The organism is Butyrivibrio sp. AE2015 (assembly GCF_000420825.1).
In the GTDB taxonomy this organism is placed as follows: domain Bacteria; phylum Bacillota; class Clostridia; order Lachnospirales; family Lachnospiraceae; genus Butyrivibrio.
The window spans coordinates 1-25,964 of sequence record NZ_ATVR01000009.1 but is presented as its reverse complement, the minus strand read 5'-3'; the positions used below and the strand labels follow the sequence as shown (position 1 = coordinate 25,964).

The 25,964-nt window shown below is 40.6% G+C and carries 21 protein-coding genes; all 21 read right to left on the bottom strand.

The genetic code is table 11. From position 1 onward, the window contains the following. Positions 1 to 142: 142 nt before the first annotated feature. Positions 143 to 1,651 (bottom strand): alpha-N-arabinofuranosidase, encoded by a 1,509-nt coding sequence (locus tag G585_RS0106360; protein WP_022773785.1) that lies wholly within the window; start codon positions 1,649 to 1,651, stop codon positions 143 to 145. Between the two features lie 10 nt (positions 1,652 to 1,661). Further along, positions 1,662 to 2,558, bottom strand: coding sequence for a carbohydrate ABC transporter permease (locus G585_RS0106355; protein WP_022773783.1), 897 nt, complete (start codon positions 2,556 to 2,558; stop codon positions 1,662 to 1,664). A gap of 21 nt (positions 2,559 to 2,579) precedes the next feature. Next, positions 2,580 to 3,494, bottom strand: a complete 915-nt coding sequence (locus tag G585_RS0106350; RefSeq protein WP_022773782.1) for an ABC transporter permease — start codon at positions 3,492 to 3,494, stop codon at positions 2,580 to 2,582. 72 nt (positions 3,495 to 3,566) lie between these two features. Further along, positions 3,567 to 5,225, bottom strand: a complete 1,659-nt coding sequence (locus tag G585_RS0106345; protein WP_022773780.1) for an ABC transporter substrate-binding protein — start codon at positions 5,223 to 5,225, stop codon at positions 3,567 to 3,569. 194 nt (positions 5,226 to 5,419) lie between these two features. After that, positions 5,420 to 6,451, bottom strand: a complete 1,032-nt coding sequence (locus tag G585_RS0106340) for a LacI family DNA-binding transcriptional regulator (protein ID WP_022773779.1) — start codon at positions 6,449 to 6,451, stop codon at positions 5,420 to 5,422. A 191-nt stretch (positions 6,452 to 6,642) separates the two neighbouring features. Next, positions 6,643 to 7,974 carry a C40 family peptidase gene (locus tag G585_RS0106335; protein ID WP_022773778.1) on the bottom strand — a complete coding sequence of 444 codons (1,332 nt, stop codon included), beginning with the start codon at positions 7,972 to 7,974 and terminating at the stop codon, positions 6,643 to 6,645. Between the two features lie 150 nt (positions 7,975 to 8,124). Further along, the gene (gene trxB / locus G585_RS0106330) at positions 8,125 to 9,063 is read right to left on the bottom strand and encodes a thioredoxin-disulfide reductase (RefSeq protein ID WP_022773776.1); all 939 of its coding nucleotides are present in this window, start codon (positions 9,061 to 9,063) and stop codon (positions 8,125 to 8,127) included. Positions 9,064 to 9,143: 80 nt separating this feature from the next. Further along, on the bottom strand, positions 9,144 to 9,866 hold the full coding sequence (gene ymfI, locus G585_RS0106325; RefSeq protein ID WP_022773775.1) for an elongation factor P 5-aminopentanone reductase: 723 nt from the start codon (positions 9,864 to 9,866) through the stop codon (positions 9,144 to 9,146). 109 nt (positions 9,867 to 9,975) lie between these two features. Then, positions 9,976 to 10,329, bottom strand: coding sequence for a response regulator (locus G585_RS0106320; protein WP_022773774.1), 354 nt, complete (start codon positions 10,327 to 10,329; stop codon positions 9,976 to 9,978). A 24-nt stretch (positions 10,330 to 10,353) separates the two neighbouring features. Next, positions 10,354 to 11,223: a chemotaxis protein CheX gene (locus tag G585_RS0106315; RefSeq protein WP_022773772.1), complete on the bottom strand. Its 870-nt coding sequence runs from the start codon at positions 11,221 to 11,223 to the stop codon at positions 10,354 to 10,356. 84 nt (positions 11,224 to 11,307) lie between these two features. Then, positions 11,308 to 12,639: an SseB family protein gene (locus tag G585_RS0106310; RefSeq protein ID WP_022773771.1), complete on the bottom strand. Its 1,332-nt coding sequence runs from the start codon at positions 12,637 to 12,639 to the stop codon at positions 11,308 to 11,310. A 25-nt stretch (positions 12,640 to 12,664) separates the two neighbouring features. Beyond that, complete coding sequence (locus tag G585_RS0106305; protein ID WP_022773770.1) at positions 12,665 to 13,933, bottom strand: M18 family aminopeptidase; 1,269 nt, start codon at positions 13,931 to 13,933, stop codon at positions 12,665 to 12,667. A gap of 178 nt (positions 13,934 to 14,111) precedes the next feature. Then, positions 14,112 to 15,254, bottom strand: a complete 1,143-nt coding sequence (locus tag G585_RS0106300) for a glycoside hydrolase family 88/105 protein (RefSeq protein WP_022773768.1) — start codon at positions 15,252 to 15,254, stop codon at positions 14,112 to 14,114. Between the two features lie 181 nt (positions 15,255 to 15,435). After that, the gene (locus G585_RS0106295; protein ID WP_022773767.1) at positions 15,436 to 16,704 is read right to left on the bottom strand and encodes an SLC13 family permease; all 1,269 of its coding nucleotides are present in this window, start codon (positions 16,702 to 16,704) and stop codon (positions 15,436 to 15,438) included. A 339-nt stretch (positions 16,705 to 17,043) separates the two neighbouring features. After that, positions 17,044 to 17,319 carry a barstar family protein gene (locus G585_RS17395; protein ID WP_022773766.1) on the bottom strand — a complete coding sequence of 92 codons (276 nt, stop codon included), beginning with the start codon at positions 17,317 to 17,319 and terminating at the stop codon, positions 17,044 to 17,046. 108 nt (positions 17,320 to 17,427) lie between these two features. After that, positions 17,428 to 17,952: a ribonuclease domain-containing protein gene (locus G585_RS0106285; protein WP_034481488.1), complete on the bottom strand. Its 525-nt coding sequence runs from the start codon at positions 17,950 to 17,952 to the stop codon at positions 17,428 to 17,430. A gap of 50 nt (positions 17,953 to 18,002) precedes the next feature. Continuing rightward, positions 18,003 to 19,577 carry a glycoside hydrolase family 28 protein gene (locus tag G585_RS0106280; protein ID WP_022773764.1) on the bottom strand — a complete coding sequence of 525 codons (1,575 nt, stop codon included), beginning with the start codon at positions 19,575 to 19,577 and terminating at the stop codon, positions 18,003 to 18,005. Positions 19,578 to 19,603: 26 nt separating this feature from the next. Further along, positions 19,604 to 20,371, bottom strand: a complete 768-nt coding sequence (locus tag G585_RS0106275) for an alpha/beta hydrolase (protein ID WP_022773763.1) — start codon at positions 20,369 to 20,371, stop codon at positions 19,604 to 19,606. Between the two features lie 10 nt (positions 20,372 to 20,381). After that, a complete protein-coding gene (locus G585_RS0106270; protein ID WP_022773762.1) occupies positions 20,382 to 20,846 on the bottom strand; it encodes a hypothetical protein in 465 nt (154 codons plus the stop codon). Between the two features lie 160 nt (positions 20,847 to 21,006). Continuing rightward, the gene (locus tag G585_RS0106265; protein ID WP_022773760.1) at positions 21,007 to 23,055 is read right to left on the bottom strand and encodes a methyl-accepting chemotaxis protein; all 2,049 of its coding nucleotides are present in this window, start codon (positions 23,053 to 23,055) and stop codon (positions 21,007 to 21,009) included. 217 nt (positions 23,056 to 23,272) lie between these two features. Beyond that, the coding region (locus tag G585_RS19680) for a hypothetical protein (RefSeq protein ID WP_034481486.1) at positions 23,273 to 25,964 on the bottom strand (2,692 nt) is incomplete at its 5' end.

Below are 25,964 nucleotides of genomic sequence, written 5' to 3'. Positions count from 1 at the left end.
TGTGGACAATGTGGATAAGTTCGTGTATAAGTCGAAAAATAGCCATTCTTAAAAAGCACCCTGTGGATAACTTTTTATAAACAAACTATAAAATATTTATTAATATTTGTTGACTTTTAGCTTTATGTGCACATTGGAGAAATTAGGAAAGTTTTATCCTAAGCGAGACAAGGCTGCAGGGAGGAAGGGCAACTTTAAGCTTATTTCCGCTATTTCCAAAGCCTTCAAAGTTCTTTTCCAAAACTTTTTCAGGCTCATCAAAGCTATTATAGTCATCCATTTTTCCGGACAGAATTGTTCCTGTAACTTCACCTATCGAAGAAGTTCTAAAATCGATATCCACAATGTTTTCTTTTTCCACATCGATATTGTTCAAAGTGACTGTCACAATTCCATCTTTGTCCACAGAAACAGATTCATTTACATTTTCAACGATATCCTCACCTTCTCCTACCTTCTCTGCTCCCTCAATATAGCTATCCAGAAGATCTGCATCCTGATGATGGCGGAACATATGAAATACATGATAGGTCGGTGTAAGAACCATCTTGTCATCCTCTGTAAGGATTACCGATTGAAGTACATTTACTATCTGGGCAAGACATCCCATCTTTACTCTGTCTGAATGCTTATTAAATATGTTAAGGGTAGCACCTGCCACCTGTGCATCGCGCATGGAATTCTGCTGATACAAAAATCCCGGATTTGTTCCTTCTTCCACATCGTGCCAGCATCCCCATTCGTCTACCAGCATCGCAATTTTCTTTTCATGATCGTACTCAGACATGATATGGTCATTTCTTGTAATGATTTCATCCATGTACACAGCCTTTCTCATGGCCCTGTAATATTCTTCTTTCGAGAACTCTTTTGCACTTCCCTTGTGCTCCCAGTTGTTGACAACAACATAGTAGTGAACAGAAAGCCCATCCATAAAGCCATGGGCAGCCGTTGGCGCAGGGTGTCTGAAGCACACTTCCATAACTTCACTTGTCCACTTATAGTCATCGGCATTTGGGCCGCAGCAGATCTTCTTTATGGGTTTGTTTCCATTGTAGCAACGCACATAGGTCTGATAATTCCTATACTTATTGCCATAATAGTCTGCGGTCATATTACCCCCGCATCCCCAGTTTTCATTGCCAACGCCAAAGTAATCCACAGTCCATGGTTTTTCATGGCCATTTTCTTTTCTGAGCTCTGCCATAGGTGAAACGCCGTCAAACGTCATGTACTCCACCCATTCGCTCATTTCTCTTACTGTTCCGCTTCCAACGTTGCCATTTACGTAAGTTTTGCACCCAAGCTGTTTGCAAAGTTCAAAGTACTCATGTGTGCCAAAGCTGTTATCCTCAATTACTCCGCCCCAATGAGTGTTGATCATTTTCTTTCTTTTTTCTTTTGGGCCGATACCATCCATCCAGTGGTACTCATCAGCAAAGTTTCCTCCAGGCCACCTGAGCACCGGCACCTTTATCTCTTTTAGTGCATCCACAACGTCCTTTCTCATGCCGTTCTCGTTCTTTATCTGAGAATTCTCACCGACATAGAGGCCTCCATATATGCATCTTCCAAGATGCTCGCTGAAATGCCCGTAAACCTCAGGCTCAATATGACTTAATTTTCTGTTCTCGTTAATATGTAATTTCATCGTTCCCCTTTTAACCCTTAACTCCACCAAGAGTTATACCTTTCACAAAATTCCCCTGAATAAACGGGTAAGATACAAGTATAGGCAATACGCCAACTGTGGCCATGGCCATGCGGACCGAAACTGATGGGATGGACGCAAGGCCAACTCCCGCATCCTGCACTCTTGCGCTGTTCTGTGACAGATACTGGATGTTCTGCATCATTCTGTTAAGAAGATTCTGAACAGAATACAGGTCCGTCCTCTTTGTAAGATAGATGTATCCGTTCATCCAGTCATTCCAGTAAGCGATTCCTGCAAAAAGACCTATTGTAGCCACTATTGGTTTTGACAAAGGCAATACCACACTCGAAAATGTCCTGTATTCAGAAGCGCCGTCAATGTAAGCTGCATCCAGGATCTCAGTCGGTATACTGCTGCAGAAATATGATTTCATCAGCATTACGTTAAAGCCATTCATTAAAAGTCCCGGAACCAACAGTGCCCAAAAAGTATTTTTAATGTTCAGCATATTTGAATACACGATATAAGTTGGAACCAGTCCGCCATTAAACAAAAGTGTAAAGAATACCAGAAACAAAAGGACACTTCTAAATGGCAAATCAGGTTTCGAAAGAGCGTAGGCCAAAAGCGTTGTGATGGAAAGAGCCAGCGCTGTTCCCACCAAGGTAAGCACTATCGATATTCCATAGGCATGAACTACTGAATTTCCTGTTTTAAAAATATATTCATACGCATAGGTGCTCCATTTTGCCGGAGTAAAAGAATATCCGTTAGCAATAAGTACATCGTTGTCAGTAAACGAAGAAATAACCAGCAGCACAAACGGAACCACAGCAAGGAGCGATAATATGATCATCACAACATGCGCAAATATTTGAAAGTTTCTCTCTTCTCTTGTTCTCATTGTCACTCACCCCTTTAATGCTCAGAATAATGCATAATCCGGGTCTATCTTTTTCACGATCAGATTAGAACCAAGAACCAAAATAAATCCAACAAGCGACTGATAAAGACCTGCTGCCGAGGACATGGACATATCGCCAAGCTCCAAAAGGCCTCTGTAAACATAGGTATCAATTGTATTTGTCACGCTAAACAGTGCTCCCTGATTCTGAGGCACCTGATAAAAGAGCCCGAAATCCGAGTAGAATATTCTTCCAATTGCCAAAAGAGTAAGCATCACAATTGTCGGTTTCAAAAGAGGAATAGTGATCTTGAATATCTGCTGCCACTTGGATGCACCGTCTATTGAGGCAGATTCATAGATGCTTCTGTCTATCCCCAAAATGCTCGCCAGATAGATAACACAGTTATATCCAACGCCCTTCCATGCGCTTACGAACACAAGGATAAAGGGCCAGTATTTCTTTTCCATGTACCAGGAAACCGGGTCCAGTCCCATTGGCTTTAATATTGAATTGTTGATAAATCCGTTTTCCGTGGATAAAAAGCCAAATACAAGATAACTTACGATTACCATGGAGATCATATAGGGCAACAGGATAAATGACTGATAAGCCTTTTTTATCCTGGAAGTCATCTCTGCCAGAAGAATCGCTACAAAGATTGCCATAATGGTATTAACGATAATAAACACCAGATTATAAAGAATAGTATTTCTCGTAATTACAAAGGCATCCTTTGTGGCAAAAAGATATTTGAAATTCTTAAAGCCAACAAAGGGAGAACCATATATTCCTTTCTTGGCATTAAACTTTTTGAAAGCAAGAATAAGTCCGGGCAATGGCAGATAATTGTTTATAAAAAGATACAGCAATCCCGGAAAAGCCATGATATAAAGAGGAATATACCTCTTAAAGTTTTTCCTTTTATTTTTCATACGTTTTTCGCTCCCAAATGCTATAAAAGCCCCGGCTATCCTTCCCCGATAGCCGGAGCTCTTTAAAAGATCTTAGTTAATTCCGTTCTCAGCTGCCCAAGCATCAAGAGCTGCCTGTTTTCCAGCCATATAGTCGTCAAGTCCTGCTGCCTTAAGAGCCTGCTCAAGTTCTGCAATTCCTGCTTCCGGTTCAACAAAGCCATAGACCACCTTAGGTCCAAATTCGTCATATGCATTCTTAAGAGCTGTGTACTCAGATGCATAATCTGTGTTATCCCATGTAAAGCCAAGAGCCTTTGACTTACATGTGCAATTGTCATTGAAATCTGCGATCTGCTGTCCAAGATCAAGCGGATCACCTTCCCATACATATGTTACATATGGGTTTGGCATAAGCCAGAGAACGTTTGGATAGTACTCAGAATTATTGGCATCTACGCCATCTGCGTAAGTGATTGTTCCGTCAGAATTAACCTTAAACTCTTTTCCTTCCTGTCCCCAACACATAAGAGTTTCAATTGTTGAATCTGTATAAAGAGCATTAAGAACCTGAAGTGTTGCTACAGGATCTTCTGTGTTCTGGTTAACACACCATGGGAATGATGATACTGATGAAGAACTCATAAAGCTCTCACCAACATCAAATACAACCATATCTCTTCCGCACTCACCTGAGATCTGAGTCTTGTAACCAGGCTTACTGCAAGCCATCATAGCCATGTAAGCTCCTGATTTAACCTTTGCAGAAGCACCTGTTGTATCTGTGAGAGCATCCTGTGAAATGAATCCTGCCTGGTTCCAGTCATAAGCTCTCTGCGCCCATTCCTTGAATGTATCAGATGCATATACATCTTCAATCTTGAGTGAGTTCTGAGGATCAAGGAGTGTTCCGAAATAGTCACCTGCAATGTTATCAACTGAGCTTCCCTGTGTAAGTTCATTATCCTGAATAGCCATTACATACTTGTCAGGGAACTGAGCATGGAGCTGTGTGAAAATATCATTGATATCATCCCATGTAGCCTTTGGATATCCAAGCTCACCTGTTGGCAGTGCAGTAACATCGTATCCGATAGCATCAAGATATTCCTGACCTACACATACAGCAGCTGTCTCAATAGCATAGTCCTTAATTGGAGGTGTTCCGTATAATACGCCGCCAACTCTGCAGGCATCAAGGTAATCAGCTCTTATCTTTTCCTTTATTCCGCTGCAGTAATCATCAAACATTCCATCTTCTTCAAGGTCGAGAACATATCCATTATTTATTGATGGGTTATATCCCAGGATACATGTTGAGAAAAGATCTACCTGCTCACCTGATGAAAGCATAAGCTTCATATCTTCTCCATATGCAGCTGAGTCTATGATCATAAGCTCTACATCAAGACCAAGGGTCTCTTCTGTATAAGCAGACAATGCTTCGTTGATCCTATCAAGACCCGCAGGTCTTCCTGTCCAGTCAAAAAATGCAATGACAACCTTCTCGTACTTGCCATCCTTCTCAGCCTTGGCTTTTCTGTCTGCTATAGCCTGAGCAGCCTTATCTGACGCAGCCTCGCTGCTTCCCTCGTCATCTTTCTGCTCTGCATTTGACTGCTCAGTAGCTTCCTGCTTTGTAGTCTGAGTATCACTCTGAGCAGGTGTCTGTGTTGCCGCGCTTCCACATCCGCTGAAGATCATAGCTGCAGTTGTTGCGCTTAGTAATAAAGAAGCAATTTTCTTTTTCATAGCATCCTCCATATGTGCAACTGATATTCACTATTCTGTTTTTTGTTAATCGATTAACTTGCTGATTAAAATATAAGACAACTCAATCTGAGTTGTCAACATATTTTCTGTATTTTAATGTGTATTTTGTTAATAAAGTACGATTTATCTCTTTTGATATTGTGCTTTATGCACAATGCTTAATCGTTTAACCATTATAAAATACTGCTTACTGAAGCCCTTTCAATCAAGCGACAAGGCATCTTGATCTCTCTTGATACTTCCTTGCCTTCCATCTTGTCAAAGAGCATCTCTATGGCTTTTTTGCCGATTCCAAGAAGATCGATCCTCATAGTGGTAAGTCCGGGAGTCATGAAATCCGAGATCATCTCATCGTCGAATCCTATTATAGAAATGTCTCTGCCTGCCTGTTTACCATGTTCAAAGAGGTATTTATAAATTCCACCGGCATTTCTGTCACTCATACTGAATATTGCAGTGATATCTTTTTGCAAAAGAGCTTCTGCTGCATTATAGCTAAGCTCCTTCCCCCAACCTGCATATGTCACAAGTTCAGGATTGTACAAAATACCTGCGTCATAAAGAGCTTTCTGATAGCCAAGGATTCTGAGCTTGGTGTGGATGTTTTCCTGTTCACCCGCCATAACGCCGATCTTGGTATGTCCTCTTTTGATAAGATAGTCAACAGCTACCCTTGCTGCCTCTTCATCATCTATTACTACAGATGGAACTTCCTCTTCCTGGGAATAGGCATATGCAAGAACTGAAGGTATCTGATTGTCATTAGGGAAGCGATGTATCTTACGGGCATGACCTGCAACATATACTATTCCGTCAACTCTGATGGAAGCCATTTCCTGCACTGCAGGGTTCATGACAGAATAATACATCTTGTCGTTGTCAAACCACAGGTCCTGCCATCTGGCATAGAGACGGAGGTTCTGAACTATTGTCCTGTAGCCTCTCTCCTCGCATACTTCCATGATACCCTCTATAATCTCAGGAGTTGTGAACTGGGCTATATCCTCTGCTATTACGCCAATAGTCTGGGTCTTTTGTTTCCTAAGTCCCTGGGCTACATAGTTGAGCTTATAGCCCCTGTCGTTAACCACCTTCAGGACTCTGTTCCTGGTCTCTTCACTTACTTTATTTTTGCCATTTAGTATATTGGATACAGTGGCTGTTGATACGCCACACTCTTTTGCGATATCTTTTAAGGTTATCATATTAACCTCCGTATATATTTTAATGCTATTTCCTCAATTTATGAGGGGTTAATCGTTTTATTTATTGTACAATATTTTGAAATTTGTGGCAAGTCTCGTTCCATTTCATTCGCCATATATAAATAAAAAGAAGTGACAATATATGAGCAAGCTCATATTGTCACTTCTTTATATTTATGCATTTCTCATCCTTAGAAGATTCTTCTTACAGCAAGTACTGTACGGTAATCTGCGCTTGAAATCTTGATACCGGTCTTAGCTGTTGAAGCGTGTACAATCTGTCCACCACCAATATAAATAGCTACATGACCTGAATAACAGATAATATCACCAGGCTGTGCATTGGCAAGTCCATCAACCGCTGAACCAACACTTCTATCGGCACCGGAAGAATGTGGAAGACTTACACCAAAGTTAGCATATACACTCATTACAAAGCCTGAGCAGTCAGCACCGTTTGTAAGAGATGTGCCACCATATACATAAGGATTACCAACGAACTGCTGAGCAAACTGAGCAACTGCAGATCCGATTGAACTTGTAGCAGTTGTATATGAGCTTGCTGCATTGTAGCTTGATGAACCTGATGACTTGGATGTACCTGTCTTAGCTGCTGCATTAGCTGCTTCTCTTGCTGCCTTCTCCTTGGCAAGACGAGCTTCCTCTTCTGCCTTGGACTCAGCCTCTACGAACTCGGTTGAAAGTGTTACGTAGTCAAGTGATACATAACCATCACCTTCCTCGATACTAACCTTAACCCAACCGTCAAGTTCTTCCTCTACAACAAGTTCGTCCTCGATAGGCACAAGACCAAGTACTTCCTGGTCAAGTCCTGGGCCGCTTCTTACTTTAAGAGTTGTAGTAGTAACTGTTGCGATTCTGGTTCCTACTTCCTTGGCAAGCTCTACTGCATCATCACCTGTAACACAGTATTCAGCCTTTACATATCCTTCTACGGATCCTGACTTGATCTTATACCAGCCATTCTCCTCTTCGATAAAATAACCAACTGACTTATCGTACAGCTTACCGATTATCTCGCCATCTTCCTCACTTGGAAGATCACGAACATTGACATAATCATTGACTTTAGCAATAACAAGGGACTTAAAACTCTCTTCCTCAGAAACCTCTTCGGATTCCTCTCCTTCACTGCCTTCCTTATTACTGATAACTGCGCCTGTGGCGTTCTGAATATCCTTAAGAATATTATCAGTAATTGTAGAAGCACTAGGTGTCTCATTAGTTACAGCTGAAGAAGCTTCAATATCCTTTTCAGCTGTGCTGCTTACAGACTCTACTGAAGATTCCTCTTTGGACTCTGCATCAGAAGTTTCCTCACTTGCAGACTGCTGAAGATTTGAAAGGGATACCTGATTATTACCAAGAGCATATGTTATTCCTGCCTGTGGCAGAACACTTGTCACCTTGTTGGAAGATGCATAAGCATCTATACTCAAACTTGAAAAGGTTATCGCAGCTACAACACTAAAAGCCATTAGCTGCTTGCTAGCTTTTTTCAAAATGGGCCTCCAATTGTTACAGAAATTGTTACAAAAAAATTCACATCTTTTAACAATATACGCCCTTTATCCATTTTTGTCAAATTTTATCAATTTTTAATCATTAAACGCTTGCTTTTTGTGGACTTTTTGGAACACCCACATCAGTACTTATTTTTCCTTTCCGACAAGGAAATCCTGTACGCTGGTTACTGCATTTGCGCCATCTGCAACGGCTGTAACTATCTGGCGAAGCCTCTTTTTCCTGGAGTCACCTGCTACAAATATGCCGGGTGCTGAAGTTCTGCCATCCTCACCTGCGATAATGTAGCCGCCTTCGTCACATTCAACAATATCAGCGAAAAGATCTGTTGAAGGATGTATACCTATGGCAATGAAAATACCATCAACATCTACATCTTTCATCTCTTTTGACTTAACATTCTCAACCTTTAAGTGAGTAACCTTGTCCTCACCCTTGATCTCTTTTACAACGCTGTCCCAGATAACTTCTACATTATCGAGACCAAAGAGCTCATCCTGAAGGATCTTAGTTGCTCTGAGCTCATCTCTTCTGTGGATGAGATATACTTTTTTACTAAATCTTGCAAGGAAAATAGCATCCTCTACAGCTACATCTCCGCCGCCGTTAACAGCTGTAACCTTGTCACGGTAAAATGCTCCGTCACATGTAGCGCAGTATGAAACGCCCTTTCCGATATACTCGTCTTCACCCGGAACACCAAGCTTTGAGTGATGTGCTCCTGATGCAATGATAACTGTGTGAGTCTCATACTCGCCGTTATCAGTCTTTACCTTGTAAATAGGAGCCTTATCATCTGAGCCCTTGTCAACGCATTCAATTCCTGTAACTGTTCCATCAACGAACTCAGCACCAAGCTTGTCAGCGTGCTCTCTGAACTTCATTCCAAGATCAAAACCATTCACCCCTGGAACACCAAGATAGTTATCAACTTCATATGTGTCTATGATCTGTCCTCCGCTCACCGGATTCTTTTCTATAATGATCATATTTAAACCTGCTCTTTTTGCATATACTGCAGCAGATAAACCAGCAGGGCCAGAACCAATAATTACTAAATCGTACATAGAATACCTCCTATTCATAAATACATTTGATTGTGTACAATTTAATTGTAACACCTTTTTCTTTTTTGTAAAGTACTTTTTTAAATCCATCCACCATCAATTGTTATTATCTGTCCTGTCATATAAGAAGGCGCCTCAGAAACCATTAAAACAAGCTCTGCAACTTCCCTGGCCTGTCCCATTCTACCCATGGGGATCTCATTTTCAAGTTCTTCCAGATCTTCACTAGTAAGATGCCTTCTGTTCATATCTGTATCGATCACGCCGCAGGATATGGCATTAACCTGAATATTACTGGGCGCAAGCTCTTTTGCAAGGGCTTTGGTAAAAGAATTCACTCCGCCCTTCGAAGCAGAATAAGCCACTTCGCATGAGGCACCGACACTTCCCCACACCGACGTGATATTGATGATCCTTCCACAATGTTTTTTAACCATAAGGGGCACAGCAAATTTGGAAGTATTAAACAACCCATCCAGATTGGTCTCCATAAGTCTCTTCCAATCCTCTTTTTCCATGTCTGTCAAAAGACCTATCCATGCAACCCCGGCGTTATTTACCACTATATCAATGTCCTTTATCTGTGAAAAGAGCTCTTTTACCTCTTCATAGCTTCCCACATCGCATTTAAATACGTGGCAGATGACGCCGTACTTCTCTGTGAGCTCATCCCCAAGGCTTTTAAGCTCATCTATGCTGTTTATGCAGGTCAGAAACAGCTCATCTTTTTTACTTGCAAAAGAAATAGCGATTTCTCTGCCAATTCCCCTTGAAGCACCTGTTATCAATACTTTTCTGTTCATAAGCAAAACCCTTTCAAAAACATGGTTACATTATATATTACATTCTCACATGAAAAAAGCATATAAAAACGCATTTCAGCGCTTTTATATGCTCTATAGACTCAAAGTATCAGCAGCGTTTAAGTGCATCCAAAACAGCTTCTTCAATAAAAGGTTTGGAAACAAACTCAACTGCGCCTATTTTCAGTGCTTCCATCATTTTTTCTTTTTGCCCCGCTGCAGTTATCATTACAACCTTCGCATCAGGATTATTTCTTTTGATAAGTTTAAGGGCATCAATGCCGTCCATAACAGGCATTGTTATATCCATTGTCACAATATCCGGGCGAAGCTTTACATACTGATCAAAGCCTTCCTGACCGTTAACAGCTTCTCCAACTATTTTGTATCCTGCTCTTTCAAGTATATCCGATAAAAATCTTCTGGAAGTTCTTGAGTCATCTACTATCAAAACACTTTTCATTTAATTCGCCTCCAAAGTCTATGCTTAAACTAAACGAACTATTAACTTTATCTCGCCACCGCTTATATAAACCGGCAGCACGATAATACCCTCATAATCTATTCCCTGAAAAGCCACGGAAAAATCCGGTGGACTCATTTCAAGCTGAATCTCCTTTTTGCTCTCCTCTGTAGCATACAGACCATTTATACAGTTGATCAGCTCACAGATCGCATCCAGCGCATCTTCCCTGGTTTCAATAAATTCTTCCTTGGTATAGGCAATTGCCATTTTCTTTATACTGTCATATTTTCCGGAGATAGCCACCACTCCACTAATGTCTCCCTTAAAATGCTGATAGCCTATCACTTCGTCTCTCACGGAATTGACAGTATAGCTTTTGCCCACATAAACATGGGTATCCACGAGTCTGTATAAAGCTTTAACAGCCATGCCAAAAATGTTTCTATAGTTTTCATTTCCTGTATGCAAAAAAAGCGGGATTATATTGTCGATATTCCCCGTCTTAAGCTCAACCATATCTATGGCAGTAGCGCCGACGTATGTTTCATATTCTTTTTCAATTTCAGATATTTTCTCCATTGGGAGAATTCCAAGGTCAACCACAGCCTGAACAAATGCCATGTAACTATTTCCCTGAAGCTTTAGAAGACGCTCAACCTGTGCATCAGTAAGATATCCCTTTTCTACGGCAATATCTCCGAAACGCATATCCATAGAAGCCTGAAGTGCATTGACCTGCTCAGCCTGAGCAATTGTCATCAGCTTTTCAGATACCGCTACCACACCAAGTTTAGCTCTATTAGATTCCTGCGCCTTAATGACCTGATCGAGCTGATTCTTTGTCATCAACCCTCTCTCAACCATGAAAGCACCCATAAGTCTGTCTAACATCACACCACTCCTTATAAAAAAGGAAACGGACAATAGCCTACTATACTACTATTGTAGACTATTATCCGTTTATTAACAAGCTTATTATTGTTCTTCAGACTCTTTAAAATCTTCTGTATTTCTTTTTTCGTTCATCTTGGCCATTGCCTGGTTAAGTGCTGCCTGAACTGCTGCATCTTCGCTCATTGAAGCCGCAGGCCCCGACTGCTGAGGCTTAACACCGGCCTTGCCTCTCATAATGGCTGCCTGCTGAGCCGCGATCTCGATGGCCATCATTCTGTCTTTTGGAAGGACAATGCCCTGTCCGTTTGGATTGATCCTTATTCCTTCCTTGTCCTGTACAAACTTAAGGATATCCTGATATTTGAACACTGCCGCATTCCATTCTGTGCCAGTGAGCTTTTTGCTAAACTCAATGGCATCAGTATAAACAGGAAGGAACTGCTTATCATCCTTGGTCTTCATAACAAGGAATTTGAGCTTAGTGTCCTTGCCCATCCTGATCCTGCCATCTTCCATGACTTCTGCAGGGCCTTCATGCTGCATAGGAATGATGTAATTAGCATTTCTGATGAGTGAAAGCATTCTCACTTCTTTTGCCTTTAATACGTCAGCTCTTTTCTCGTATTGTACAGGCCAGCGAAGTTCCTCAAGGAAGTCGATCATAGCAAAATTGAGCTCTGGATTAACAGGTGAAGCGTCCTTTTTCTCGCTGTTCCAGTCCATAGGAGAAACAACTATCTCATTTCTCTTAAATCTTGCTCTGTAAGCACCATTATCCACAATAAGATTCTCAATACCAATGTAGTAGAGATAATCAAAGAATCCGCGTCTTACACTTGCAGGCGCTTCTTCATTTTCTACCTTTACTTTTCTGACAACAAGCTTTCTGTACTGGCCTTCAAACATGCTTCTTGCTTTTTCAGCAAGTTCTTCCTCAAAATAAACATTTGCAAATCCGTGGTCAATGAAAGGATAACCTGTAGATGTATCATAAAGAACATACAGCTCTTTTGAATCACGAAGTCTTCCCAGAATCTCGTTGTAAACCTTTCTATGATTCTTTTCAAAATCAGGTAAAGGTGCTGTCTTATTAAAGACTTCCATAGCTGTCAAAAGAAATAACAATTCCTGCCCTGAAAGATCAACCAGAGCATCAATTGAGATATCGGGCTCATAAATGAGCTGTCCAACCTCGCTCTTTCTCTCAGGAGACACTGTTTCCTCCATCTCATGAGTCTCAGCATCCTTTATATTCACAGGGTTGAGCCTTGGAATAGTAGGCCATGTCAGCTCAGCATGAGCTTTTCTGGCTGCCTCTATTTCTTTTTCCTTACTGGATAAAAGCTCCTGTTCCTTGGAAGCTTCATCATCAGCCCCGTTCTTTTTCCCACCAAATAAATCAAATAATCCCATTAAAACCTATCTCCTCTACGCTTTATCATAATGAATAAAATTCTTTTGATGCCTTTGCAAGGTACTCAGGATCCTTGGCACCTGCTGACTCATAAGGTGAGTGCATAGCAAGCTGTGCAAGTCCGATATCTACTGTATCTACTGCAACCTGAGTTGTAGAAATATTACCCAGTGTTGAGCCTCCAACTGTATCAGAACGATTAGTAAATGTCTGATAAGGAACCTTTGCTTTTTCGCAGACATTCTTGAAGAATGCAGCAGAGAAAGCATCTGTAGTATATTTCTGGTTAGCATTATATTTGATAACAATACCCTTGTTCATTACAGGTCTGTTCACAGGATCAGCCTTCTCAATATGATTAGGATGAACTGCATGTGCGTTATCAGCAGAGACCATAAAGCTGTTTGCAAGTGCTGTGTAGTACTGCTCTGTAGTTCTTCCAAGGCACTCATTGATCCTTACAAGTGTAGCCTTTAAGAATGTTGAAGCTGCGCCCTGCTTGGTCCCGCTTCCAACTTCCTCGTTGTCAAATACGCAGTGAACCGGCACATTCTCTTTTTCTTTTCCCTTAAGGAATCCGTCAAAAGAGCTGTAAACACATTCCTGGTCATCAAGTCTTGAGCATGAAATGTACTCGTTGTTTGCTCCCCAGGTTGTCCATTTAACTCTGTTGTACAGGAAAAGATCATGGCTTAAGATGTCGTCTTTCTTTACTCCTGCGCTCTTTGCAATAACATCAAAAAAGTTGTCCTTTGATGCTTCATCTCCAAAGATTGGAAGCATATCTGTCTGCGCATTGTACTTGTAACCATCATTAGCCTCACGGTTCATGTGGATAGCAAGTGAAGGAAGCATAACAAGGTCTCTGTCAACATTAACGAGCCTGCTCTCAATTCCTTTTTTACCCTTTACAAACACTCTTCCTGCAACAGAAAGTGGTCTGTCAAACCATGGTGCACAGAGCATTCCACCGTATCTTTCAACGTTGAGCTTAACGTATGCTCCTGCTGCTTCCATCTCAGGATTCTCTTTGATCTTAAAGGAAGGAGAATCACTGTGGCTTGCGACCATATAAAAGCCCTTGAAATCCTTCTTAGGAATTCTGAATGAAATAATAGAAGAATCATTTCTTGTAACAAAGTATTTTCCCTTTGCCTTAAGCTTCCACTCTTCCTTCTCAGAAAGCTCTACATAACCGTTTTTTACAAGCTCTTTTTTCAGGTTATCAACAACATGAAAACAAGTCGGTGAAGCGTCTATAAAATCAAGCATTTTATTTGTAATATCTGCCATTTCAAATACCTCTCAATTCATAATAATTTCATCAGAACAGTATACCACACAATTATAAATTTGATATAGAAAAAAGAATGTCACAAGTGACATCCTTCCGTTTAGAAATTCCAGATCATACTAAAAAAACAGCACACCCATAAGGGTGTGCCGCATATAAACAAATTGATGTATTAGATTAGTTCAAACGAAGCAGCTCTGTGTATGCAAGAATGAGTGGTGCCACACCTTTTGCTTCATTTTCAACAACAGGCTCTGAGAAATAATACTCAAGTGAGCCATCTCTGTGCTGTGCTCCGCCAAGTCCTGCTACAAGACAGATTCCGCCAAGTCTTGGTGAACCATCTTCGTTACGAGAAAGATACTTGTTAACAATTCCATCAAAAGCCTTGATAGCAACATCTTTGAAACGTTCAGGCAAATATCCAAGTCTCACGCCCTTCAAAAGTCCATAGGCAATAAGTGCTGTTCCTGAAGTCTCAAGATAATTTCTCTCATCGTCTACCTTATCTACAACCTGATAGAACATTCCGCTTTCATCCTGGAAAGGAACAAGGCTGTCAGCCAGGTTCTTGAGCATTGTCTGAAGGTAACGCTTCTCGTAGTACATAGACTCATCTATTGCTTCTGCTGTATCAACTAAAGCTACCGTGAACCATCCAAGAGCACGAAGCCAGAAGTTAGGACTGCATCCTGTTTCCTTATCAGCCCAGTACATTTCTCTACTCTCATCATATCCATGATAATAGAGTCCTGTCTTTTCATCCTTCATAAGTGCTTCAACATTTTTAAACTGCTTGAAAGAATCAAGGCAGCCCTGCATTTTGTTAAAACGTTTCTCATACTCCATGTAGAAAGGCTGTGCCATATACATTCCATCAAGCCATACCTGATAAGGATAGATATTTTTGTGCCAGAAGTTTCCTGCTTTGGTCCTTGGCATTGTATCAAGCTGCGCTCTTACAGTATCCATGGCTTTTCTATATTTTTCCTTGCCTGTAAGCTCGTATAGTTTAAAGAGATTCTTGGATGGGTTGATATTATCAAGATTATACTCTTCTGTGCTGTAAGTCTTGATCTGACCATCTTCCTGCACGAACCAGCCAACAAATTTATCAGCAAAATCAAGGTATTTCTTGTTTGAAGTCTGCTCGTAAAGTGATAAAACAGCTGTGATCATACATCCATCAATGTAGTTCCACTTATTTGGCTTTCCACTAAGGACATTTTCAATGTTCCAATATGGGTGCTCAGCATCGGATTTCTCAAGAAGATAATCCACATATTCATTGAGCATCTTAAAGGTTTCTTCTCTTGTCATAAGAATCTCCATTTCTTTATAAACTCAATATGTAAGTGCTTACATTATAAATGATAACACATGCAAAACACAAGACAATTACTTGCTAACATATTGATTATATTGTCATAAAAAAGCCTTGTTTTCTCTCATAAATAATCATGAAAGAAAACAAGGCGTATTATTTCTGTGTCTTTATTGTTTATGCGTATACGATCCAGATGAACAGATATCCGACAACTACTGCTGTAAGTGTGAATGGTACACCGATTCTCATGAAGTCACCAAAAGAAACTTCATAGCCCTCTTTACGGAGCATACCAACACCTGCGATATTTGCAGAAGCACCGATTGGAGTAAGGTTTCCGCCGAGTGTAGCACCGATAAGAAGTCCAAAGTATAAAAGAAGCGGGTTAACTGCCATTACTCCGGCAAGGCTAGCAAGTACCGGAAGCATTGTTGCTACATATGGGATGTTATCAATAAATGCAGATATCGCTACAGATCCAAATACTATAAGAGTATACAAAAGGAATACGTTATCCTTTCCTGCACCGGCAATGATGTGAGCCAGATCATCGATAAGGCCTACATTTGTAATACCAGCGATTACACAGAAAAGACCTGCAAGAAGAAGCATTGTGTCATAGTCGATAGCCTTAAGAGAATGCCACATACTGTCTGTTCCCTTTGAAACAATGATCTCCCAAACAATGTTGATGATTCCCCATACCATACAAATGATACCGTTTGTAAGCTCAGGCTTGTTAGGGAAGAATGAAGCAATAACAAGGAAAATAACGTGGCCAAGCATTGTAATTGTTGGGATATAATCTGTTACTACTGTGTGCTCGTCTGAATGAACAGGCTCTTTATCCTTGCGGAAAAGAATCATCATGATAGGTACAGTTGCAAGAGCGCCAAGCTCAACTGCAAAGAAAATACCAGGTTTTCCCTGCATCCAGAAGAAGTCATTGAAGTCCATCTTAGCAGCGCCTGCAAGCATGATAGATGTTGTATCACCTACAAGTGTTGCAGCTCCCTGAAGGTTTGATGAAACCGCAATACAGATGATCATTGAAACCGGTGAAATCTTAAGTTTCTTACAAATAGCAAGTCCAACAGGAGCAACCATCAGAAGTGTTGCCACATTGTCGATAAATGCAGATATGATACCGGAAAACAGAGACATCAGGATTGTTACCCACATTACATTAGGGGCAAGATCAAGAAGTTTATCTGCAATAAGATTAGGCATTTTGGACTCTATGAAATAATCAACGATTACCATAGTACCAAATAGCATAAGAAGAATGTTCCAGTCAATCGCAGCAAATACCTGAGTATAAGGAAGAATTCCTGTTACTACAAAGATAATTGCAGTTGCAATTGCAATCTTCGCACGATGCTTTTTAAATATTATTAAAAGAACATACATGAGAATAAAAAGAATAATAGCTAGTGTTTTCATAATAATCTCCCTTCATTGATAAGTAAAAACAGCTGTAAAGGCCTTGTCAGCAGACATAAAAATAGACCTTTACCATAGCAAGCAGCTATGATAAAAGTCTTGCTGTCAGTTCAAATCGCTACGCGAAAATGTAACCTTATGCCAGATTCGGATGCTCTCGCATCGTCCTGACGGATCTGGCTGCCAACAAAACATCGGCCAGCTACTCCCTCTTACCAATTAACTGTATTTAGTTTACGAGACTTAGCGTGCAAAGTCAAACAAAAAACTCCTCACAGAGGTAATTCTGTTTACTTTATATATTATCCGCATATAACAGGTATTTAATCTCAGGCATTTTTAAGGATATATGCGTATTCTTACCCATTCGTTTTCTTTGGTCACATTCCTGCAAAGCTTTTCAAAGCTACTGAAATATTTCTCCATACCAAGCTTAAGGTCTGTAGAATTGTAAAAAATAATGTTCCATTCATCGGAAACATCTGTCAGCACATCATACAATGCATCAAGATTTCCTCCATAATAATCAGGAAGAGGCAGCTCTCTTTCTAACACCTTATGGAATTCTTCTTTGCTTTCTATTCCGGATAAATCAATATAGAAGACCTTTTCCATGACAAAACCTCATAATTTATTAGCAGAATTTTTTCTCAACATTCAATTAAAAGATGCTGCACATATCCTCATGTCATTCAGTTCATAAAGCTACCAAATAAATAGATTTCATGGTTCATACAAAAGTTCAAACGTCTCGTAGTGATCTTCTGTGTAATAAATATATCCGTCATCAGAATAAACTATGCGTTTAGCCCCACGACTCTTTTTCCCAAGAGTATCTATATCACACTCATGATATTCTGCATCTTCTGGAAGATTTCCTTCATAGTTTCCAAAGTAGTCTCCACCAATGCACTTCCCCGGAGCATAGCTTTCTAAAGAGCCACCGCTCCAACCAAGCTTTTTGGCCTCTTTCTTGGTAATGTAATTGGATGGAAGTTTATCGTAAGTCACAATATAAAGAGCTACTTCATCCTTGCTGTCATAGATTCCGTATTCATCAATTAAAGCCTTCGATGAATCTTCATCTGCAGAAACTATATATTTTTCTAGTACAGCTTCTGATTTTTCCGCAACAGAAGCTGCACTGGAAATAGCGTTTTCACTTATCTCAGACTTTCCACATCCAAAAAGTGTGAGCATAACAAATAATAATGCAGTTACAATTATTTGCCCATTGATCCGATTCATTTAATGCTCCAAATAAATGATTGGTTCTTACCAACAGATTATTTCAGTGATCACTCATACTTCACATTATCAAGGTCACTGTTCTCAACGCCGTAAAACTCAGGCTCTTTGTCAACGCTTCCGCTGATAGCAACATTTTTTAATACCAGTGACTTAACATTCTTGGCATAAACGCTTCTGCCGCTCATCTCGTCAAAGTTGTCCATCATTACAGGGCGCTCAGGAACACGCTCTGATTCAGGAAGGAATGAAGCTGTAATGTTCTCAAATCTAAGCTCACCAATAGGTCTCTCAGGAAGTCCCACTGCACAAAGTACACATGCTGAAACGCCTTCACACTTAATATTTCTTCCGGTGATAGAACCGATCACAGGTGTCATCTCGTCGACAGGTGCCGGATTCTGATTCTGAACATAATCACTGTGTCCATCAGGATCGCAGAAATAGAACATGTTTACAGTAAATGGCATATGTACGCCGTTCATATCAATATTTTCAAAAAGAATGTCATCAAGAACTGATCTCTCACCGCGGCCACGTCTTGTCTTGATACGAAGTCCTCTGTCTGTTCCGTCAAAAATACACTGTGAAACGCGAACATTCTTAACACCGCCTGCTGCCTCGGAGCCCACTGTCACACTGCCATGGCCTCTTTCAAACTTGCAGTTTCTGATAATACAATTATCTGTCTCTTTATGATGCTCAAGGCTCATGTAATACTTACCGCTCTTGATTGCCATGCAGTCATCACCAACAGAGATAACAGTTCCAAGAACAAGTGTGTTGTTGCAGCTTTCTGGGTCAAGGCCGTCAGTATTAGGTGAATCTGATGGATTATGGATATAGAGATTAAGGAATGAAATATCCTCGCAATAATATGGATGAACTGTCCATGAAGGTGAATTCTGAACTGTAATATTCTGAACCCTCACATTCTTGCATCTGCAAAGATAAAGAGTGTTTGGTCTCCATGCACCTCTTTTTACCTTAGGATTAACCCACCAGTCTGAATTCTGGGCATTTCCATCAAGGACGCCGGGACCGATGATATCAAGATTCTCCGCGTCAATTGCTGTAATAAGGGATGCAAAACTAGTAAGCGGATTGCCCTCCCAGCTTGAAAGATTGTACTCATCTTTTTCATCTGTAGTAAATGTCATACCAGGGAGAATAGGATAATGATCTCTTTCAGTATCTCCCAGAAGAACAGCGCCTTCGCCAAGCCAGAAGGTCATGTTGCTCTTGAGGAAAAGAGCTGTTGTCAAATATGTACCCTTTGGAAGATAAACAGTTCCATCTACAGGACATGAGCAAATAGCTGCCTGAAGTGCCGCTGTATCTACAGTCTTTCCATCTCCCTTTGCGCCAAACTTTGTGACATCAAGTAATACTGCCTCATGCTTTGTTGTAAAGCTCTTTTCAACCTTCTCGCCATCAAATACAACAGCGATCTTATATTCTCTGTCAGGTAAAAGACCTGAAACTGAAACCACATTTCTGTCAGATTCAAGCACCTTCTCACCATCTATGAGTACTTCAAAGCTCTTTTCCTGCTTAAAAATAGCATCGGAAACAAGCTCAATAGTCACGCTTCTGTTAAATACTTCTACAATTGTAAAATCCATACTCTTCTCCTAATATATTCTTATTTTCAGTCATCTATCCAAGCAGCTATCATATCCGCTGTTTCAGCAATCTGCTCTGTATTGGATATCGCGGGAGTTCCGTCCCCGTTCTGAATCCCATAGCATCCAAAATATGAATGGATTCCACCAGCAATGATATATTCCTCAGAATCTTTCGGCCAATATGCCTTACTGTTCTCGTAGGCATCAGCCTTTATAACTCCGTCATTTTCCCCGTAAATGGACAAAAGTCTTATATCTTTATCTGAAAAATCCGCATTAGGATATGACGCACAAAGGATAATACCTGCATACTCATCTATCTTATCTTCAAGATACAAAGATGCTGCAACTCCGCCTAAGGAGTGCCCTGCAATATACCAGTCAAGATTTTTGACCGATTCCACATCTGCCGTGTATTTGGAAGTAATCTTTTCAGCAGCATTTATTCTCAAAAAGGCAAGGTTCTCTGGCATTCTCGGCAAAATACAAATATATCCACGGCTTGCAATCTCATACATAAGGCCGCTATATGCCTTGTATTCCACTTTGCCTCCGGGATAAAAAACTATGACTGCCTTGGGCACGGATGTCTCCGGAAGAAATACAGTTCCGTTCTCATCCGAGTACGAATTCACGCTTGCTTCAAGCCTTGTCTCAATAGCAGTTATGGTTTCCATATCAGCTTTATAATAACCCTGGGTATAAATCTTGAAGCCTATCGCTGCGACAATTATCACAGCAATAATAGCTAATACGACCCATTTCGCAATTTTCTTAAATCTTTTTTTCATTCCTAACCCTTCAATTACTACTCATAGACCTATCTATAATTTCAACAAGTCCCATTGCACTGGTAAAATCAAACTTCTTGTTGGACTCTTCATGGATCACGGTTCCCTGCCATGTAGCATTCTGTCTGAATTTAACCTGAACAAAAAATGTCCCCAGGCTTCCCTTCTTATTCTGGACATTCTTAACTCCTGACGCAGCCTGAACCTTATCGATCACAAGGTTGTCAGGATCACCATTCATCTCTTCATGGTCCCTTGTCTTATTGAATTCTCTTTTTTCAAGGCTCCTCTGTGGAAAATCCCACTCATCATAAAGATCATCCATGAGCATAAGCATATCGCTAACTCCGTTGAACTCAATGGGCTCATCAGAATATTGGTGCCACAATAAACCAATATAATCTCCGCTTTCTTTTTTTTCAATGCAAATACATATCACATTTCTTGCAAATAGCATCTGTTTTGCTTCACTCATAGAATAAAAACCCCCTAAAATAAATAAACTACCTCAATTTAACTCTATAAGCTTTTTTGTCCCAAGTCAAATAAACTATCATTATTGTATAAATAAAACAAAAAAAATGCTTTGAGGAACACTGCCCTCAAAGCATTTTCAAAGTCATTTCTTAATTAGTTTATTGAATCGTAAATCTCTCAAGGTTTCCATTGATCGTATCAACTGCTTCAGAAACTGATGATGCTGCACTAGCAACAAGCTCTGAAGATGTAGCTACTCCCTTGGCAGCCTCTGTTACTTTTTCAACATTCTCAGCGATTTCCTGAGTAGATGCTGACTGCTCCTCAGATACGGAAGCCATATTGGTCGCAACATCGTTAACCTTCTCCATATGCTCTGCCATAGCAGAAAGTGTAACATTGGCATCCGACAACTGCTGAGTGATTTCCTTAAATGTAGTTGCAGCTGTATTTACTGATTCTGCACTGTTATTGATAAGCTGTGTATTGGTCTCTGATTTCTCAGAAAGCTGCTGAACTCTTCCAGACATATCTTTAATAATATCCGCGATCTGCTTGGTAGCATCTGCAGAGTTCTGTGCAAGCTGGCCTATCTCCTGAGCAACAACTGCAAAGCCTTTTCCTGCCTCTCCTGCTCTTGCAGCCTCAATGCTGGCATTAAGTGACAGAAGGTTCGTCTGTGAAGAAATAGAATTGATAAGATCCACGATCTGATTGATCTTATCAGCTGCTTCATCTACGCTTGAAACCGCATCAGCCATGTCTTTCATGGACTCAACTATATCATTCATTCCATTGGCAACGCTTGCCATCTCATGCTGACCGGAATCTGCCTTTGAAACAAGTTCATTCATAGTCTCTTCAATCTGCTGCTCCTGCTCAGTTACATTTGCAACTGTCTGTGCAAGAACGGTAGCATTCTCAGCAACTTCATTTACTGCCTTTGCCATATTGTCGATATTCTCACGAACCTGTGACATACTAGAAGATTGCTCATTAGCTGCATCTTCAAGGTCTTCAGCAGTGCTCTTTGAAGTCTGGGCATCTCCCATAAGCCTTCCGGATACATCCATGATCTCGCTAAGAGACGATCTCATACCATTTACAAAGTCACCCATCGCATTGTTCATATATGCGATCTCATCATTACCATCTGATGATATGCTGACTGTAAAGTCACCGCCCGAAATTTTCTCAATATTATCAGTAAGACTTGTAACAGGATTCTTAATAAGTTTCCTGAGCACAATGTTCATTATAACGATTACTGCTACAACTGCTATTATTGCAACAAGTATCAGGATTATAACAAGTTTGAACAGTGTTGCCAAAACTTCACTTTGCTTAGCATAAAGAATTACATACCAGTCAGTACCACTTACATCGGCACTTATAAGATAATATTTTTCTCCGCCTATCTTGGTACTTACAACTTCATGAGCTTCTTTTCCTGATTCCTCAGCTACATATTTTCCAATCGCAGTCAGGAACTTATTATCAGCATTATCGGCGATAAGAGTTCCACAAACTTCAGGATTATCCCTATATGTAAGGATCAATCCCTGGCTGGTGACCATCATGGCTCCGCCCGTATCATAGACCTTGACGTTATTGAGTGATTCCTGGGCAAAAGACAAGAACAGATCAGCCGCAAAAGCTCCTTCGCGCCCATCCTTAAGATGAACATGCCTTATTACAGATGCGCAAAGTGCACCGGTAACCTTGTCAAAGTAAGGTACATCATAATAGTAAAACCAGCTGTTAGTATACTGCATAGCCGCCTTATACATAACATTATCCGTACAATCTTCAATAGAATAGGTAGGATCTGCCGCATAAAGAAATGTCTTGTCATTAAGCATTACGTATGCTCCTGTCGGAATCAGATCATATCTTCCAACTGTTCCTGTAAGATACTGCATAAGATCCTCATTTGTAGCAAATTCGTTCTGCTCAATAGAATCGGCAACGCCATTTAAATAGTAGAATGTCGAATTAAGCTCTCTATTAATGCTACTGGCATCTACCGAAACTTCATTTTGAAGTGAACTGTAAATAAGTTTTTTGATCATGGAATAGCCAAGAGAAAATGTAATGGCCTCCGACACAAGAATTGTAACAACAAGCATTGCCACAAACAGAACTGAAAGTTTAGTGCTTATAGCCTTTGGCGAAGATGTGGTCTTATTTTCTGATTTTGCACCCATGGATAACCTCCTGATAAATGTATTAAAATACGTTGTATCGTCATTCCATTTAAGCATAACCTATAATTATAAACATACTATTAAGTAAATATATATTCGTTATTAAATACGTTTTCTGACAAATCTTTACGTAAAAAGAGCTACCGACAAGCATTTTGGCCGATAGCTCTTTCACTTATTTAGTTATAAATATGCACTTCCTCAGTACCAATTTCTGTTATTCCTCTTCTTTGCGTCTCTTGGTAGCCATAAGTGTTATAGCCACTGCTGCCGCGATGATTATTGCAAAGAGCCTTGCTGCATCGTTTGTAGAATCTTCTGTCTTAGCTCTTCTTGCTCCGAGAACTGCTGCCTGATTGGCTGCTCTCTGTGCTCCAAGTACTGCAGGATCAGGTGTTCCTGTAAGTAATGGTGCCGGTGCAGGTGCTACTGGTGCAGGTGCTGGTGCTGTTGGAGTAGGTGTGTCATCAATAGGTGTAGGTGTTGGATCCGGTGTTGGATCTGGAGTTGGAGTTGGTGTAGGTGTTGGTGTAGGTGTCGGTGTAGGTGTCGGAGGAACTACAGCATCACTTACTGTAAGTTTTCCGTAAACCCTGGTTACTATGTAGTTCTTTTCAAGGTTTGTATTACCTGCTCCGATAACATCGAATGTATTATCGCTTTCGCCAACCTCTATCTGTCTTCCTGTAATATTGTATCCAACTGCGTCGCCTTCGCCCCATGGCCTGTCTGTTGTGATCTCACTGTTAGTAAGAGCTGTTCCATCATAAGTCTTGCTTGCGCTTCCTGATGTTACTGTGATAGGCATTGGAGTGATAGTAAGAGTTCCTTCCTTCTTAGTAGCTTCTGCAAACTGATCTGTTACATCATTTCCGGCTTCATCAAGAATTACCATGTCGCCGCTGATAGTAAGTGGATACTTGCCTGCATCTCTTTCTGCTACCTTTACAGAAAGTCCGGTTACCTTATAAGTTACTCCGTCGATCGTGATATCAGGATCTGAAGAAGTTCCATCTGCTGCTCCTGCTGATATTGGTGTAATAATTCCGCTTATGAAATCTACTACTCTGTTAAGAGCTGCTGCCGCTGCGTTTACACTCTTGCCGCCTTCTGCATGATATCCAAATCCGCTGTAAACCTGGCCTGTGTATGGTCTTTCTACATCATCGGTAATAAGTGTTACAAGGAATTTCTCGCCTTCACCTCTGCCTTTGATTGTCAGATAACCATCTACTATTTCAAAGGTTGCCTTGAAGTTTTCATCAGTATTTGTGAACTGCTCTGCCTTAAGTCCCATGTTGTATGTTCCAACAAGTGTTCCTTTAGCAAGTGCCTGGCCGGTCATGTTAACCTTTGAAAGCTGGTACAGTTCATTATTAGCCTTTGTTTCGTATCCTGTTACTTCCTTTTCTTTTCCGTCGTAAGTCTCTTCCTTAGTATTACCTGTTACTGTAATTACTACTTCCAAAGGAGTTATTGTAACGAATCCATCTTTTTCAATTACGAATGTAACGTCTGCGAAGTTAGCATCTGTGTTTTCGAATAATCCGGCATCCAGATTCATTGGAGTTGTACCAACGTCTGTGCGCTGAGCTATGGCATTTCCGCTATAGATCACACTATCTGCGCTGTAAAGCTCATTATCAGCTTTTGCTTCATATCCTTCTGCAGCCTGTTCACTTCCGTTATATACGTAAGTGTTGTTATTTCCTGTGATCGTTACTGTTACTGCTATTGGATTTATAGTAATGTATCCGTCTGTTACTACAAAGGTTACTTTCTCAAAGTTCTCACTTATGTTAGTGAAATCTTCTTCTGTAAGTCCCATGTATTCAGTTCCTGCATCAATCCTTGTCACACTGTCATTTCCTTCGAATGTGAAATCTTTTTCTGTGTAAAGAGGATCGCTTGATGTAAATGTATAACCGGATACTTCATGCTCGGTTCCGTCGTAGTCATAGGTGTTATGGTTACCTGTAACTGTTACTACAACCTCTCCAGCAGGAACAATCGTGATATAACCATCAGTTATAGCAAATTCTACTTCTTCAAAATTGTCATTCAGGTTAACGAACATATCCGGCTTAAGTTCCATGTCGGTTGTGCCAGCTTCAGTTCTTTTAGCAACTGCTGTTCCGTCAAATCTAAAGTCGCTTCTCTCGTAGAGTGGAGTGCTGTATGTGATACTCTCAAATCCGCTTACTTCATGCTCTTCTCCGTCGAAAGGCACTGCATCGTGATTACCAACTATCGTTACTGTCGCCTTGATAGGATTAATCTTAAGCCAGCCATCCGTTACTACAAATTCTACATTTGTAAAGTTATCACTTGTGTTGGAGAACTGCTCTTTTGCAAGTCCCATCTGGTATGTATCAGCATTCGTTCCTGCTGCCTTGGCAGTTCCTGTAAATTCTATGCTGTCTTCTGTATAAAGAGCATTATCACTTTCAAATGTATAGCCGGTTACTTCCCACTCACTTCCTTTATAATCCTCAGTTTTCGTATTACCTGTAATTGTAACCGTTACCTTTTCTGTTACAGGAGTGATCTCAATCTCACCATCAGTTACATTAAATGTTACAGCGAAGTTTGTATTTGTGTTAGTGAACTGATCTGCTTCAAGTCCCATACCTGTCGTTCCAACTTCAGTTCTGGTTGCTGTTGCATCTCCGCTAAATGTAAAGTCATTTGCTGTGTAAAGAGGATTGCTGATTGGCTTTACATCATATCCTGTTACTGTGTGTGCTTCGCCATCGTAAACCTCAGAACCCTTGTGGCCTTCAATTGTAACTGTTACGCTTATAGGATTGATTGTTATTGCACCATCAGTTACATTAAATGTTACATTCTCGAAGTTTGCATTTGTATTGGTGAACTGATCTATGGCAAGTCCCATGTCAGTTGTTCCG